The 14,577-nt window shown below is 64.9% G+C and carries 17 protein-coding genes; 11 read left to right on the top strand and 6 right to left on the bottom strand.

Annotation, left to right across the window (positions count from 1 at the left end; translation table 11 throughout):
* Positions 1-30: 30 nt before the first annotated feature.
* A complete protein-coding gene (locus AC5WNI_RS14550) occupies positions 31-297 on the top strand; it encodes a sulfurtransferase TusA family protein (RefSeq protein WP_175089093.1) in 267 nt (88 codons plus the stop codon).
* Entirely contained in the window at positions 294-1,385 is a 1,092-nt protein-coding gene (locus AC5WNI_RS14545; RefSeq protein ID WP_175089094.1) for an AI-2E family transporter, read from the top strand. The genes AC5WNI_RS14550 and AC5WNI_RS14545 overlap by 4 nt, the downstream gene beginning before the upstream one ends.
* 136 nt (positions 1,386-1,521) lie before the next feature.
* Here the strand turns inward: AC5WNI_RS14545 and AC5WNI_RS14540 are convergent, their stop codons facing one another.
* The gene (locus tag AC5WNI_RS14540) at positions 1,522-1,998 is read right to left on the bottom strand and encodes a peroxiredoxin (RefSeq protein WP_175089095.1); all 477 of its coding nucleotides are present in this window, start codon (positions 1,996-1,998) and stop codon (positions 1,522-1,524) included.
* Between the two features lie 447 nt (positions 1,999-2,445).
* Here AC5WNI_RS14540 and dapA point away from each other — a divergent pair, with 447 nt between their 5' ends.
* The 4 genes from dapA (at position 2,446) to purC (ending at position 6,117) form a co-directional block, all read left to right on the top strand.
* On the top strand, positions 2,446-3,330 hold the full coding sequence (gene dapA, locus AC5WNI_RS14535; RefSeq protein ID WP_043336386.1) for a 4-hydroxy-tetrahydrodipicolinate synthase: 885 nt from the start codon (positions 2,446-2,448) through the stop codon (positions 3,328-3,330).
* Complete coding sequence (locus tag AC5WNI_RS14530; RefSeq protein WP_175089096.1) at positions 3,330-4,268, top strand: hypothetical protein; 939 nt, start codon at positions 3,330-3,332, stop codon at positions 4,266-4,268. Before dapA ends, AC5WNI_RS14530 begins: the two co-directional genes overlap by 1 nt.
* A 155-nt stretch (positions 4,269-4,423) precedes the next feature.
* Positions 4,424-5,206 carry an MBL fold metallo-hydrolase gene (locus AC5WNI_RS14525; protein WP_175089097.1) on the top strand — a complete coding sequence of 261 codons (783 nt, stop codon included), beginning with the start codon at positions 4,424-4,426 and terminating at the stop codon, positions 5,204-5,206.
* A gap of 194 nt (positions 5,207-5,400) precedes the next feature.
* On the top strand, positions 5,401-6,117 hold the full coding sequence (purC, locus tag AC5WNI_RS14520; protein WP_175089098.1) for a phosphoribosylaminoimidazolesuccinocarboxamide synthase: 717 nt from the start codon (positions 5,401-5,403) through the stop codon (positions 6,115-6,117).
* A gap of 142 nt (positions 6,118-6,259) precedes the next feature.
* Here purC and AC5WNI_RS14515 read toward each other — a convergent pair whose 3' ends face one another.
* Both AC5WNI_RS14515 and tsaA read right to left on the bottom strand, forming a co-directional pair.
* The gene (locus AC5WNI_RS14515; RefSeq protein ID WP_043333775.1) at positions 6,260-6,838 is read right to left on the bottom strand and encodes an NADPH-dependent FMN reductase; all 579 of its coding nucleotides are present in this window, start codon (positions 6,836-6,838) and stop codon (positions 6,260-6,262) included.
* A gap of 185 nt (positions 6,839-7,023) precedes the next feature.
* Positions 7,024-7,764, bottom strand: a complete 741-nt coding sequence (gene tsaA / locus AC5WNI_RS14510) for a tRNA (N6-threonylcarbamoyladenosine(37)-N6)-methyltransferase TrmO (protein ID WP_175089290.1) — start codon at positions 7,762-7,764, stop codon at positions 7,024-7,026.
* Positions 7,765-8,123: 359 nt separating this feature from the next.
* On the opposite strand from tsaA, the gene AC5WNI_RS14505 reads away from it, so the two are divergent.
* The 4 genes from AC5WNI_RS14505 (at position 8,124) to AC5WNI_RS14490 (ending at position 10,674) form a co-directional block, all read left to right on the top strand.
* Positions 8,124-8,789: a methylthioribulose 1-phosphate dehydratase gene (locus AC5WNI_RS14505; RefSeq protein ID WP_175089099.1), complete on the top strand. Its 666-nt coding sequence runs from the start codon at positions 8,124-8,126 to the stop codon at positions 8,787-8,789.
* Positions 8,786-9,382 carry a 1,2-dihydroxy-3-keto-5-methylthiopentene dioxygenase gene (locus AC5WNI_RS14500; RefSeq protein WP_175089100.1) on the top strand — a complete coding sequence of 199 codons (597 nt, stop codon included), beginning with the start codon at positions 8,786-8,788 and terminating at the stop codon, positions 9,380-9,382. The genes AC5WNI_RS14505 and AC5WNI_RS14500 overlap by 4 nt, the downstream gene beginning before the upstream one ends.
* Positions 9,379-10,059, top strand: coding sequence for an acireductone synthase (mtnC, locus tag AC5WNI_RS14495; protein WP_107335985.1), 681 nt, complete (start codon positions 9,379-9,381; stop codon positions 10,057-10,059). The genes AC5WNI_RS14500 and mtnC overlap by 4 nt, the downstream gene beginning before the upstream one ends.
* A gap of 93 nt (positions 10,060-10,152) precedes the next feature.
* Positions 10,153-10,674, top strand: coding sequence for a GNAT family N-acetyltransferase (locus tag AC5WNI_RS14490; protein WP_254627044.1), 522 nt, complete (start codon positions 10,153-10,155; stop codon positions 10,672-10,674).
* A gap of 139 nt (positions 10,675-10,813) precedes the next feature.
* Here AC5WNI_RS14490 and AC5WNI_RS14485 read toward each other — a convergent pair whose 3' ends face one another.
* The 3 genes from AC5WNI_RS14485 to nadC form a co-directional block, all read right to left on the bottom strand.
* On the bottom strand, positions 10,814-11,608 hold the full coding sequence (locus tag AC5WNI_RS14485) for an SDR family NAD(P)-dependent oxidoreductase (protein ID WP_175089101.1): 795 nt from the start codon (positions 11,606-11,608) through the stop codon (positions 10,814-10,816).
* A gap of 135 nt (positions 11,609-11,743) precedes the next feature.
* Positions 11,744-12,403: a class I SAM-dependent methyltransferase gene (locus AC5WNI_RS14480; RefSeq protein ID WP_175089102.1), complete on the bottom strand. Its 660-nt coding sequence runs from the start codon at positions 12,401-12,403 to the stop codon at positions 11,744-11,746.
* Between the two features lie 110 nt (positions 12,404-12,513).
* A complete protein-coding gene (gene nadC / locus AC5WNI_RS14475) occupies positions 12,514-13,377 on the bottom strand; it encodes a carboxylating nicotinate-nucleotide diphosphorylase (protein ID WP_175089103.1) in 864 nt (287 codons plus the stop codon).
* A 171-nt stretch (positions 13,378-13,548) separates the two neighbouring features.
* Between nadC and ampD the strand changes: the two genes are divergently transcribed.
* On the top strand, positions 13,549-14,160 hold the full coding sequence (gene ampD, locus AC5WNI_RS14470) for a 1,6-anhydro-N-acetylmuramyl-L-alanine amidase AmpD (RefSeq protein ID WP_175089104.1): 612 nt from the start codon (positions 13,549-13,551) through the stop codon (positions 14,158-14,160).
* Positions 14,161-14,577: the final 417 nt, after the last annotated feature.

Below are 14,577 nucleotides of genomic sequence, written 5' to 3'. Positions count from 1 at the left end.
GAACGACCTGGCGCTGAGACTGCGAATCCGATGGCTGACTCCACGGCCGATACCCACCTGCAGACGCTGGATGCGCGCGGCCTGCACTGTCCGTTGCCGCTGCTGCGCACCAAGCTCAAATTGGCTGGCATGAGTGCCGGCGAGCAACTCGAGGTCCTCGCCAGCGACGCCGGCGCCTGGGGCGACATCCCTGCCTATCTGGCGCTGAGCGATCACGCGCTGGTCTCGCGTGAAGAAACGTCAGAGGGCGATTACCGCTTCGTGATCAAGGCGCTGTGCGAGGAAGATCCGTCATGACCATGAAGACGTTGTTGCGTGGCTGGATCGAGCGCTATTTCTCCGACGAAGAAGCGGTGGTGCTGTTTCTGGTGCTGGTGCTGGTGTTCGCCGCCGTCATCTGGCTGGGCAGCATGCTGGCGCCATTCTTCACCGCCCTGATCGTCGCCTTCCTGCTGCAGAGCGGCGTGAGCTGGATGGAGCGCCGTGGCCTGCCACGTCTGGCGGCGGTCAGTCTGATGACGCTGGTGTTCATGGGCATCATGCTGGCCAGTGCGCTGATCCTGCTGCCGCTGGTCTGGCATCAGCTGGCCAATCTGATCCAGGAGATTCCCGGCATGTTCGCCTCCGGGCAGCGCTGGCTGGGCGAGCTGCAGGAGCGCTTCCCCGGCCTGATCACCCCGGAGCAGGTCCAGCAGTGGGTCGGCGCCGCCGGGCGAGAGCTGACCCAGTTCGGGCAGCGCGCGGTATCGCTGTCGCTGGCGTCACTGGGCAACCTGATGGGCGTGGTGATCTACCTGGTGCTGGTGCCGATCCTGGTGTTCTTCATGCTCAAGGACCGAGAGCGGCTGGTGGACTTCACGCTGGCGCTGCTGCCACGCAAGCGCCTGCTGATGAGCCGGGTCTGGAACGAGATGGATGACCAGATCGCCAACTTCGTGCGTGGCAAGGTGATCGAGATCGTCATCGTCGGTGGCGTCAGCTACGTCACCTTCGTCGCCTTCGGGCTGCCGTATTCGGCGCTGCTGGCGATCGTGGTCGGCTTCTCGGTGCTGATTCCCTACATCGGCGCGGCAGGGGCGACCTTGCCGGTCGCCGCCGTCGCCGGTTTCCATTACGGGCTGGGCGATACCTTCATGTACGTGATGATCGCCTACGGCATCATCCAGGCGCTGGATGGCAACGTGCTGGTGCCGCTGCTGTTCTCGGAGGCGGTCAATCTGCATCCGGTGGCGATCATCCTCGCGGTGCTGTTCTTCGGTGGCATCTGGGGCTTCTGGGGGGTGTTCTTCGCCATCCCGCTGGCGACCCTGATGAAGTCGCTGCTCTACGCCTGGCCGCGCCGGGCGCGCGTCGAGGAGAATCGGGTCGCGGACAAGAGCGCCTGATCGAAAAAAGCCCCGCCAATCGGCGGGGCTTTTTTCATGGCTGAGGCGGCTGGCGCACAGGCGCTCTCCGCTCAGCTGTTTCTCCACGAGCTGCTGTCACGCGGGCTGCTGCCACTCGAGCTGCTGCCACTCGACACTAGCGGTCAGCGTTGAGCTCGCGAGCGGCTTCCAGCACTTCCTCGACATGGCCCTTGACCTTCACGCCACGCCATTCGCGCGCCAGATTGCCGTCGGCGTCGATCAGGAAGGTGGAGCGCACCACGCCGAGACTTTCCTTGCCCATGAATTTCTTCATGTGAATGACGTCAAAGATCTTGCACAGGGTCTCGTCCGGGTCGCTGATCAGCTCGAACGGGTAGCCCTGTTTCGCGCGGAAGTTCTCGTGGGTGCGCAGGCTGTCGCGGGAAACGCCGAGAATCACGGTGTTGGCCGCTTCGAATGCCTCGAGGTTGTCGCGGAAGTCACCGCCTTCGGTGGTACAGCCCGGCGTGTGGTCCTTCGGGTAGAAATAGATGACGGCTTGCTTGCCCTTGAGGCTGGCCGGAGTGACTTCGGTGTCACTGGTGGCCTGGGCGGTAAAGTCGGGAATTGGCTGACCGAGGCTGACGCTCATCGTGCTCTCCTGGCGATGACTGACGGCCATGTGGCGGCTGACAGTGCTGAATGATGAAAAAAACCGGCAGTGATGGGCATCGCGCTTGCCCGCTTCTGCGGTGTGTCCTGCATTACACGCAGGGCGTCCTGACTTGTCAAAGACGGGGCAGAACTCTTGTGTTTCACCGTCTTGGCGACCGGTGCCATCGCGCCCATCCACCGTGCATCCGCCCCTTGAACAGGCGAGGGAATCCACCGCTTTGCACAACCGGTGCAGATGGCGTCTGTACAGGCTTCGATGGTCTTTGTAACATCATCACCCTTGACGCGACTCGCGTGTCGGCGTGCCCACGCAATCAGAGTCCTGCGTCAACCAAATCTATGTCAGATGTCTGTCCCGGGATCCGTTGTTTCAACAGCGCAGGGGCACGCCTGGCGCATCAGGCACCAGAGGAGAATTCGAGGGATGATCACAGGTAGCATTGTCGCACTGGCGACCCCGATGAAGGCCACCGGCGAGATCGACTGGGACGCCCTGCGCCAGCTGGTCGCCTTCCACCTCGAAAATGGCACCGATGCCATCGTCGCCGCCGGCACTACCGGCGAGCCGACCACCATGTCCTTCGCGGAGCACTTCGATGTCATCCGCTGTGTGGTCGAGACGGTCGCCGGCAAGATTCCGGTCATCGCCGGCACGGGCGCCAACGCCACCTCCGAAGCGGTCGAGCTGGCTCGCTACGCCAAGGAAGTCGGTGCGGATTACTGCCTCTCCGTGGCGCCGTACTACAACAAGCCGACCCAGGAAGGGCTCTACCAGCACTTCAAGGCCGTCGCCGAGCAGGCCGGTATTCCGGTCATTCTCTACAACGTGCCGGGTCGTACCTGCTCTGATATCTACAACGAGACGGTCTTCCGCCTCGCCGAGCTCGACAACATCGTCGGCTTGAAGGATGCCACCGGCAACCTGGAGCGTGGTCAGGAACTGATCGACCGCCTCAAGGGCACTGACTTCGCGCTCTACTCCGGCGATGACCCCACGGCCTGCGACTTCATCCTGATGGGCGGCCACGGCGATATCTCCGTGACGGCCAACGTCGCGCCGCGCCTGATGCACGAGATGTGTGAAGCCGCCGTGGCCGGCGATGCCGAGCGTGCCCACCAGATCAACACGCGCCTGATGCCGCTGCACTCCGCGATGGGCGTCGAGTCCAACCCGATTCCGGTCAAGTTCGCCATGCATCGCATGGGCCTGTCGCCGGAATCCGGCGTGCGTCTGCCGCTGACCTGGCTGTCCGAGCAGTATCACTCCACGGTCGAGGAAGCACTGCAACTGGCCGAGGTGCTCAACTGATGAGTCAGCGTTTCGTGCCACTGGCCCTGCTGACGGCGCTCGCGGTCGCAGGCTGTTCCAGTGATGGCTACTACTACGATCGCAACAGCGAGTATGCCGATGCCAGCATCGCACCGCCGCTGGAGCTGCCGGACACGATCAATCGTGGTGATTACCAGGATTCCATGCCGGTACCTCAGGCCAGCAGTGACTTCCTGGCCAGCGACGACTTCGAGGCACCGCGTCCCCAGCCGCTGGCGACCAGCGAGCAGGGCGGGCGAGAGTTCGTCGCCATGCGTCAGAGCGGCGATGCCCGCTGGCTGGCCGTGAACGCCGCGCCGGCAGCGGTGTGGACACGCCTGCAGTCCTTCGTGCGCGACCAGGGCCTCGATGTGCAGAGCATCGATGCCGGCAAGGGCGAGATCACCACGGCCCAGGGCATCATCAGCGTCAGCCAGGGGCTGCGTGCCGATGCCTCCGAAGTGCGTTGTCAGCAGGGCGGCGATGTCGCCGGCAGCTGCCTGAACGCGCTGAGCGGCTATCTGGCCGCGTCTTCCGCCGATAGCGGTGTCTCGCTGGCAGCCCAGTCGCTCAGTCGTGATGACCGCGTGCGCCTGGAAGGCCGCGATGGCACCTGGCAGGTCGATCTGGCGCTGGACATCGAGCGCAGCTGGGCCGAGCTGCTCTATCAGCTGCAGAAGAACTTCAACACCGACTACCAGACGCTGACCGATCAGGACCGCTCGCGTGGCGAGTTCATGGTCGATTACATCCCGCGTGAAGAGCGTGATGGCGGCTGGTTGGGTATCGGGGGCGATGGTGATCCGGTGCCGATGATACTCAAGCTGCGCGCCGAGAATGACCACACCCTGGTCACGGCGACCCGTGCCGATGGTGAAGAGACCACGCCGGCACTGGCGCGTGAGCTGCTCGACGCCGTGGCGTCGACACTGCGCTGAGCATGTGGCTCGATACGCCTTGCGCCGCCTCATCTGACGACTCGTCGGGTGAGGCGGCTGCGTCGTTTCAGATCTCCCTCCCGGTAGCAGGCACTGGGGCGCTGGCGGATGGCCTGACGGCCGCCCGTGGGCCGAGTGACGATGCTCAAGGCGTGATGGCGATGGCTTCGCTGGGCAGCGGCAGCAAGGGCAACGGCACGTTGATCCGCACCCGCGAGGCATTGGTGCTGGTCGATTGCGGCTTCACCCTCAAGGAGACCGAGGCCCGTCTGGCGCGCCTTGGCGTGCATCCCTCGCAGCTGGACGCCGTGCTGGTCACCCATGAACATGGTGATCATCTGAGCGGCGTGGGGCCGTTGGCGCGTCGCCACGCTGTGCCGGTGCATCTGACCACTGGCACCTGGCTTGCCGGGCGCGCGAAGAAGCTGGGCACGTTGCCGAGTCGCCATCTGATCACGCCGCAGCAGGAATTCGCGATCAAGGATCTCGAGATTCTGCCGGTCACGGTGCCCCACGATGCGCGCGAGCCGGTGCAGTTCGTGTTCAATCGGCGCGGTGAGACGGCCGCGCGTCGCCTCGGCGTGCTGACCGATCTCGGCCATGTCAGTGAGCATGTGCTGCAGTGCTTTGCCGATTGCGATGCGCTGGTGATGGAGTTCAACCACGATCCGCAGATGCTGGCCAGCGGGCCGTATCCGCCCAGCCTCAAGCGGCGGGTCGGAGGTCGGCTCGGCCATCTGGCCAATGCCCAGGCGTGCGCCGCCTTGCCCTATCTGGGGCTGTCGCGCCTGCAGCGGCTGGTGGCCTCGCACCTGTCGGAGAGCAACAATCATCCGTCATTGGCCCGGGAAGCACTGGCCCCCTGGCTTGCGGATGACGATAGTCGCCTGATCATCGCCGCGCAGGACAGCGGCTTTGGCTGGCAGGCCATCGCCTGATTTTCATGACGCCCGGTCGCTTCGCGATCGGGCGTTCGTGATTCTGGATGAGCTGACCAGATGGACAGCTCTCGAATCACGTCATACACCAACGCCACAGTCCCTCTCGACTGGGCATGACAGACTCAAGCGTGATCGATTCATCGTCGACCGCCTCAACACTCGACGCGTCTAGCGTCATCAGGGGGAATCTCATGGAAAAGCGTGAAGAGCTCTACGCTGGCAAGGCCAAATCTGTCTTCGTCACTGACGACCCGGATCTTCTGCTGCTGGAATTCCGCGACGATACCAGCGCCTTCGACGGCAAGCGTATCGAGCAGCTCGACCGCAAGGGCATGGTCAACAACAAGTTCAATGCCTTCATCATGGAGAAACTCAAGGCGGCCGGTATCCCGACCCACTTCGAGCGTCTGGTCAGCGACAACGAGTGCCTGGTCAAGCGTCTCGACATGATGGCGGTGGAGTGCGTGGTGCGTAACATCTCCGCCGGTTCACTGGTGCGTCGTCTGGGTGTCGAGGAAGGCCTCGAGCTCAATCCTCCGACCTTCGAGCTGTTCCTCAAGAACGACGAGAAGGGCGACCCGATGATCAACGAGTCGCTGGTCGAGACCTTCGGCTGGGCAGAGCCCAAGCACCTGGCGCGCGCCAAGGAACTGACCTTCCAGGTCAACGACATCCTCAAGCAGCTGTTCCTCGACGGCGGCATCCTGCTGGTCGACTACAAGCTCGAGTTCGGCGTCTTCAAGGGTGAGGTCGTGCTGGGCGACGAATTCTCGCCGGACGGCTGTCGTCTGTGGGATGCCGAGACGCGCGAGAAGCTCGACAAGGACCGCTTCCGTCAGGGCCTGGGCGGCGTGATCGAAGCCTACGAGGAAGTCGGTCGCCGTATCGGTATCGATTTCTCGGCCTGAGCCTGAGCTTGGGTGACAGACAGGGGCCCTGAGGTTCCGACGTCACGCAGACAGCGCATCAAGGAACGGCCCCCTGCCATCGGCAGGGGGCCGTTCCTGTTGTTCGGGCGTCAATCAGGAAGGCGCCATGAACGGGGGCCGCTTACGACGCGCGCAGGCTGGCCAGATCGATCACCTGGCGTGCGACAGCCGCGAGGGCGTGGTCCTGGCCTTCGTCATCCAGGCTGCCATCCTCGTGGAAGGCGCTGGCGGCACGCGAGACCGCGATCTGCTGGGGCGCGACCAGCATGCCGAGATTGTTCAGGTACAGGCGCACGAAGGGCAGTGCGCGCATGCCGCCCATGGCGCCGGGTGAGGCCGAGACGATGCCGACCGGCATGCCGCGCAGGGCATCCATGCCGCTCTGGCCATCCGCCGCCGGGCGTGACAACCAGTCGAAGGTGTTCTTGAGCAGCGGGCTGAAGAAGCCGTTGTATTCCGGTGTCGCCAGCAACAGCCCCTGATGGCTGGCCAGCATCTCCTGCAGGCGGTCGGCGCTGGCGGGACGGCCATTGGCCTCTTCGCTGTCGCCATCGTAGAGCGGCATCGGGAAGTCGTTGAGATCGAGCAGGCTGACCTCGGCACCTTCCTGCCGGGCGTGGTGCGCCAGGCGCTCGATCAGGCGTCGATTGACGGAGGCCTTGCGGGTACTGGCGGCAAAGGCAAGCAGACGGATACTCATTCGGCGGACTCCCGGTGAAACGAGTGGAGATGAAGGAACGCACGCCCAGTATGGTCGGGTCTCGTGACGGTTCGCCAATCCAATCTGGCATTGTCTTGATCTGGCGCGGGCAATCCTGCGATCCGCACCATGCAAGGCGTTGCCCCCCAGGACAAGGCGCTGCTCTAGTCCGCGCAGGGGGTTGATCAGACGGCCACGATGGCCGCGACCTCCATCGTCAAGGAGCCATCGGGTTGTGTGCGGGCCGTGAAGCGCACATCCACGTCCACCAGCCTCACGCCATACTGGCGCTTGCCATCGGCGGGCCTGGCGGCGTGATAGGCGGGGCGCGGGTCCTGGGCGAGCACTTCCTCGATCAGCGCGCGCAGCGTGGCGCTGTCGGCCCGCGTTGCCAGTGTCTGCTCGGCCTGGGCGCTGAGGACGACGGCGTGGCGCGGCGGTGGCGCAGGCGCGTAGCCGGCGCGCGCCTCGGGCACCGCATCGACCCACGGCAGATACGGCTTGATGTCCATCACCGGCGTGCCATCGAGCAGGTCGTGACCGCGCAGCAGCAGGCGCACGCCGTTGCGCTTGCCCGACTGCCCGCCATCCGGTGTGGTATTGGCCACCGTCTCGACATCTGCCAGTTCGACCACCGATTGTCCCAGTCGGTTGGGGCGATGGGTGCTGCGTGAGGCGAAGACGCCAGTGCGTGCGTTGCCCCCCAGGCGCGGCGGGCGGATCAAGGGCGTCCAGCGTGTGGGGCTGGCGTGGAACAGGAAATGGATCCACAGATGGCTGAAACCCTCGATGTCGCGCACGCAGTCCGGGTCATCGAAGGGTGGCAGCAGGTGCAGGATGGCGGTGGCGTGGCGCGCCAGTCCCGGCTGGCGGGGAATGCCGAACTTGTCCGGGTAGCAGCTTTCGATGATGCCCACCGGCTGCATGGCCTGTTGACCCAGTGCCGTGGCCTGCTCACGCAGATGAGGGGGCAGCAGCGGCAGGCGTCTGGCCAGTGCGGTGTCGCTCATCGGGCGCTCGGCCGTGTCGGCGGTCGGTTGGGGGCTGGCGGGCTGATCGGAAGAGGACATGGCAAGACCGTGGCAGAGGCTGAAGTGATGATGGCGCAGAATGTCGTGTGACATTCCAGGCCGCCATGATGCCATGCCCGTCGTCGCACGGCATGACTGGTCTCACTGGGTCGGCTTGTGTAGTCTGCCGCGAGAGCAGCGCCGCATGGCGCTGAATCGTGATGCTGGCGACGGGGCGTGAAGGCTCCGCGCGACTCTTGAGGGCAACTTTGATCATGTCAGACCCTATCGCCATTGCCGCTGCCGACGGCCTGCCGTCGACACTGGACCTCGACCGCCTTGCACTGGCGAGCCAACAGTTGATCGAGGCCGGTCAGGCGCTGGACGCTGCCGGGCAGGTACCGGCCACCGGTGGCAACTTCTCCTGTCGTCTCAGTGATCGTCTGATGGCGGTCACCGCCTCGGGCTGCCATAAGGGCCGCCTGACCAGTGGCGACATTCTGGTCAGCGATTTTGCCGTCAGGCTGCAGGGCACTTCCCGCAAGGCCTCTGACGAGGCGCGCCTGCATGGCCAGCTCTATGAAGACCTGCCCCACGCGCAGGCGATTCTGCATACCCACTCCAGGGCCGCCACCGTGCTGTCGCTGTGCCATGAGGGCGACACCCTGAGCCTGGAGGGTTTCGAACTCAACAAGGCGCTGGAAGGCGTCAAGAGTCATGAGACGGCGGTACGTCTGGCCGTCTTCGACAATACTCAGGATATCGAGGCGCTGGCGCTGGATGTGCGCGCCCGGCTGGCCGCCGATGCCGGTCTGCACGGCTACCTGATCCGCGGCCATGGCCTTTACACCTGGGCCAGCAGCATGACGGCCTGTCGCCGCCATGTCGAAGCGCTCGATTTCCTGATGGGGTGTGAACTGGAACTGAGGAGACAGCGATGAGCTTTCTGGCCATCTACGCCGAGCAGGACGCCTCGCGTCCGCAGTTGATCACCAATGATGGCGCGCAGATCGCCAGCGAACTCGAGGCCGAAGGCATTCGCTTCGAGCGCTGGACGGCGGGCTGCGAGATGAGTGATCCCACCGACCAGACCCAGGTGCTGGCGGCCTACGCCGACGATGTCGCGCGTCTCAAGTCCGAGAACGGTTTCGTCACCGCCGACGTGATCGGCCTGACGCCGGATCACCCTGACCGCGACGCCCTGCGCGGCAAGTTCCTCGATGAGCACCGCCACGCGGAGCATGAGGTGCGCTTCTTCGTGCGCGGCAGCGGCATCTTCTACTTGCATCTGGGCGAGCGCGTGCTGGCGGTCGGTTGCGAGAAGGATGACCTGATCGCTGTACCGGCCGGTACGCCGCACTGGTTTGACATGGGGCCGACGCCGGACTTCACCGCCATCCGCCTGTTCACCAATCCGGAAGGCTGGATCGCCAACTTCACCAACAATGACATCGCCGCCCGCTTCCCGCGTCATGAAGCGCTGGCCGAGCACTTTACCCAGACCGCAGCCCCGCATTCCCAGGAGTCCGCATGATTCGCGCCATCGTCACCGACATCGAGGGCACGACCGGCTCGATTCGCTTCGTGCATCAGGTGCTGTTCCCCTATGCGCGCGCCAATCTGGGCGATTTCGTGCGTGCCAACGCCGAGCGTGAGGACGTCGCCGAGCAGCTGGCCGCCACCCGCGAGCTGGCCGAGGCACCGAAGGCCGATCTCGAGGCCGTGATCGCCATCCTGGAAGGCTGGATCGATGCCGACCGCAAGGCCACGCCGCTCAAGGCGCTGCAGGGCATGGTCTGGGCACAGGGCTACGCGGACGGTGACTTCACCGGCCATGTCTATCCCGATGCCGTGAAGGGATTGCGTGACTGGAAGGAACGTGGCCTGTCCTTGTATGTCTACTCTTCAGGTTCCATCCAGGCCCAGAAGCTGCTGTTCGGGCATTCCGATGTCGGCGATCTGACTCCGCTGTTTGCCGGCTACTTCGACACCACCACGGGCCCCAAGCAGGAAGCCGAGAGCTATCGCCGCATCGCCGGTCAGCTGGGGATCCCGGGCGCGGAGATCCTGTTCCTGTCGGATGTCGTCGCCGAGCTGGACGCCGCCGCTGCCGCCGGCTTCCATACCTGGCAGCTGGTGCGAGAACCGGACATGGTCACGGGAGATCACCCCCGGGCCAGCCGCTTCGATGAGGTGTCCTTCAGCGGCTGAACAGGACGCTTCAGTGACAGGTGTCAGCCGTGAGCCTGTCAGGTTTTTCATGAATACAGCGTCCTCGTTCGAGGACACAAGGAGGACGAACGATTGCACAGCCAGACCGATAGCCGTGAAGTGGCCAGGGAGCGTGTTCATATCGTGGCGGCGCAGCCGCAGCATGCCGCGGATCAGGCCGAGGTGTTCTACCAGGCCGTCATGCAGGGGGCTGCCGGACACTATGATCTTGAGCAGCGGCAGCAGTGGGCCGCGCGTGTCCCGCGCGACGCCGAACGCTGGGCCGCGCGTCAGCATCGCTTCGAGGTGCTGGTCGCGGAGCGTGATGGCCGCTGTATCGGCTTCTGCGAGTACGCCCCCGAATGGCCGCTGGCGCGAATCGAGATGCTTTACGTCTATCCGAGTCTGATGGGGCAGGGCATCGGCAGCCAGTTGCTGGCGGCGGCCGAGCGCGACCTGCGCGAGCGCAAGGTGCGCGTGATGAGCCTGGAGGCCAGTCTGACACTGTCGCCGGGCCTGGCCCGCCGTGGCTGGCACAGCCTGGGGCTTGAGCACGTCAAGCTCAACGATGTCTGCCTCAAGCGCGAGCGCTTCGAGAAACGCCTCGACGAGTGACGCGTGCGTCATGGTGATATCGGAAATGAAGACGCCCCCGCCGGTCATCCGGCGGGGGCGTCTTGTGTCTGGCATGGTGTCGCGTCTGACATGGTGTCGCGTCTGGCATGGTGTCAGTCATGCCGCGTGATCAGATCGATCACGCCATGGTGTCGACGATACCGCCTTCCACACGCAGGGCAGCGCCGGTGGTGGCGCTGGCCTGCTCGGAGGCAGCGTAGACGCTCATGTTGGCGACTTCCTCGGGGCTTGCCAGGCGCTGCAGGATGGAGGTCGGGCGGGCCTGCTTGACGAAGTCGGCCTCGACTTCCTCAAGCGTCCTGCCTTGCTCCTCGGCATTCTTCTTGAGCATCTCGAGTACGCCTTCGGAGCGGGTCGGCCCCGGCAGGATGGCATTGACGGTCACCTGGGTGCCGGACAGCACCTTGGCGAGCCCGCGCGAGACGGACTGCACCGCCGACTTGGTCATGCCGTAGTGGACCATCTCGCCGGGAATGTTGAGCGCCGATTCGCTGGACAAGAACTGGATGCGGCCCCAGTCACGCTCCTTCATGCCGCGCGCATAGTGGCGGGACAGGCGCACTGCTGACATCACGTTGATCTGGAAGAACTGCTCCCAGGTGTCGTCGTCGGTGTCGAAGAAATCCTGCGGGGCGAAGATGCCGACATTGTTGATCAGGATATCGGTGTCCGGCACGGCGCGGATCAGCGTGTCACAGCCTTCGCGTGTGCCCAGGTCGGCGGCCACGCCTTGTACCTCGCTGCCCGGCGCCTTGTCTCTGAGGCTGGCGACGGCCTCATCGACGCGCGCCTGGGTGCGGCCGGTCAAGGTGACGCTGGCGCCTGCACGGGCAAGCCCTGTGGCGATGGCAAAGCCGATACCGGCAGTGGAACCACTGATGATGGCGCTGCGGCCGTGTAGATCAATCTGCATGCAAACCTCCTTGCAGGGAGCGACGGCGAGGAGAGCCCAGGCCGATGCCATGAGCCTTGTCGCTTTCGTCATCCGGGTGTGCTCATTGCGTGGCGATGCCGGACGCGCAATGCAAGGGGGGAGTGGCGGTGCAGATCAGATCTTGCGCAGGTGCATGTGGCGCAACGCCCCGCCGGGGCCGAGGTCGCGGTCCTCGAGTCGTTGCACCGCATGGCCCTCCAGCAGGTTGTCCAGCGGCACATTGAGATTGGTCGCCACCAGCCGGGCCAGTGGATTGAGCAGGCGCCGCAGCCGCCCGGCCGGGCGATTGCCGCGCAGGCCCTTGTCGAGCAGTGACAGCTCGCCATCACTGGCCAGCACGCGCAGCGCTTCATCGAAGGCGCGCTGGGGTCGGGGCACCACGGCGATGATCAGGTGGGCGATGACGACATCGAAATAGCCATCGGGGAAGTCGAGCGCCATGGCGTCGCCCGGCTTGACGTTGGCATCGAAGCCCAGCGTCTCGGCGCGCTCGCGACAGCGGCGCAGCATGGCGGGGGAGGCGTCGATCACCTCGAGTTCGATGTCGCGGGACAGGAAGGGCAGGTCGAGCCCGGTGCCGCCGCCGAGCAGCAGCACGCGGGAGCCCGCCTGGATATCGAGAGTCGCGATGGCCTCGCGCCGCGCGGAGCGCAGGATGCGGGCGGCCACACGGTCGTAGATCGGCGCGTAGAGATTCCAGCGGCGCGTCTGCCAGCATCCGCCTGATGCCCTGGGGGCTTCAGGCGGATGCTGATGAGGAGATGGCGGGGACATGGGACGCCTCCCTGGCGGCATGGCAATGCGTCGTGACAGATGGATCGCCGTCAGCGGCGACTTCTGCAGGACAGGAGCTGGCCAGCAGGAAGGCATTCACCTGTCGTTGGCTAGCGGGTCTCGACAGTGTAGATGCGCATCGACAGGTCGATTGAGGTCACATCCTTGGTCAGCGCGCCGATCGAGATGCAATCCACGCCCGTGGCGGCGATACCCGGCAGGGTCGCTTCGCTGACGTTGCCGGAGGCTTCCAGCACGGCCGGCTTGGCATGCGCCTTGTTGCGCGCCACGGCCTCGATGAGCTGATCGTTGTCGAAGTTGTCGAGCATGATGACGTCGGCTCCGGCATCCAGCGCCTGGGCCAGTTCCTCGAAATTCTCGACTTCCACTTCACAGGTGACGTCGGAAGCGATGTCGCGCGCCTCACGTACCGCCGCCGCGATGCTGCCACAGGCAGCGATATGGTTTTCCTTGATCAGGAAGGCGTCATAGAGGCCGATGCGATGATTGTGGCCGCCGCCGCAGCTGACGGCGTACTTCTGGGCGACCCGCATGCCCGGCAGGGTCTTGCGGGTATCGAGCAGGCGCACGCCACTGCCCTCGACCAGCGAGGCATAGTGGTTGGCGCGGGTCGCGGTGCCGGAGAGTGTCTGCAGCAGGTTGAGCGCCGCACGCTCGCCGGTCAGCAGCGAGCGTGCCGGGCCTTCCAGCTCCAGGAAGGGCGCGTCGGCCTCGAGGCGATCGCCGTCGCTGGCCAGCCACTTGAGGCTGACGCGCGGATCGAGGCGACGAAACAGCTCATCGACCCAGGGCACACCGCACAGGATGGCCGGTTCACGGCTGATCACACGCGCCTTGGCCCATTGGCGCTCCGGAATCAATTCGGCGGTGATATCGCCACCGCCGACATCCTCGGCGAGCAGGCGGGCGGCGCTGGTACGGATATCCTCGGCGAGGGCGTCGTGGAAGTTCATGCGCGTCTGATCCTTGTACGAAGAGTGCTGCCGGAGCCGGGGTCTGTCCGTGTGCCAGGACAGTGGCACAGACCCGTGGCTGCCGAGCATGCCATAATGTGCGCCATTATAGGAAAAGCCACGCGAGCGGTCAGTCCCCGCGTGCGACGACCTTCCCGTCTGGAGTCTTCGATGCCCCCCTTGTCCTCTTCCCCGCGGTCGGGCCACCTGACGCGTCTGGCGGTCACCCCCGAGCACTGGCTGGAGAGCGCCCGTCAGGTGCCGTCTCCCAATCACAATGCTCGTCCCGAGGGAGAAGTCTCGGCGCTGGTGCTGCATTCCATCAGCCTGCCGCCCGGACGCTTCGGTGGCCCGGCCATCGAGCAGCTGTTCACTAACCAGCTCGACCCCGGCGCCCATCCCTACTTTGCCGGTATCCATCAGTTGCGTGTCTCGGCGCATGTGCTGATCCAGCGCGACGGTCGCCTGGTACAGTTCGTGCCCTTCGATCGTCGTGCCTGGCACGCCGGTCGCTCGCGCTGGCATGACGGTCAGCGTGAACGTGTCGAGCTCAATGACTTCACCATCGGCATCGAGCTCGAAGGCGATGAGGTGCATCCCTATCGCGATGTCCAGTACCGCACCCTGGCACGCACCGTGGCCGGCCTGATGGCGAGCTATCCCGCGCTGACACGCGAGCGCATCACCTCGCATGCGCGGATTGCGCCGTTGCGCAAGACGGATCCAGGTCCAGCCTTCGATTGGGCTTACTTCGATCGCCTGCTGGGCGGCATTCAGGACTAAGGTCGCAGGCGCCTCGCGATGGTGCGTTGCAGCATCATGCGGCGTCGCCGAGCAGGAAACGCCCAGTGGCGGGGCGCGTTGGTAGTTTTACTACATCACGGCTGTCGAGGGCGGCTCAGTCTGGCGCATGAGTCCCGACCGCAAGGCGCATGAGGCCAGTGCTGCCGCGGGGCAGCCAAGCGTTGCACCTGCCCGATGAGTCTTGCTGCCCTGAATTGGCACGCGGGGGTGTTTGCGGTATCTTTCACGCCAAATGACTGCATCTTGTGCCCTGCTTTGGCGCAGGATGCGCGTCGAGATTGACGGCCGGCAAGACCCGGTCACGACAGGCCTATCGGAGATGCGACCCACTCAGAAGGTCGTGCCCACACTGAAGAGCGCCACTGGTTTCGATATCGCTGTTCGTCGAAACGTTTG

This window comes from Cobetia sp. PDI-12MA, from assembly GCF_059507695.1.
The sequence above is the reverse complement of the archived record's forward strand: the minus strand, read 5'-3'. Positions and strand labels throughout refer to the sequence as shown.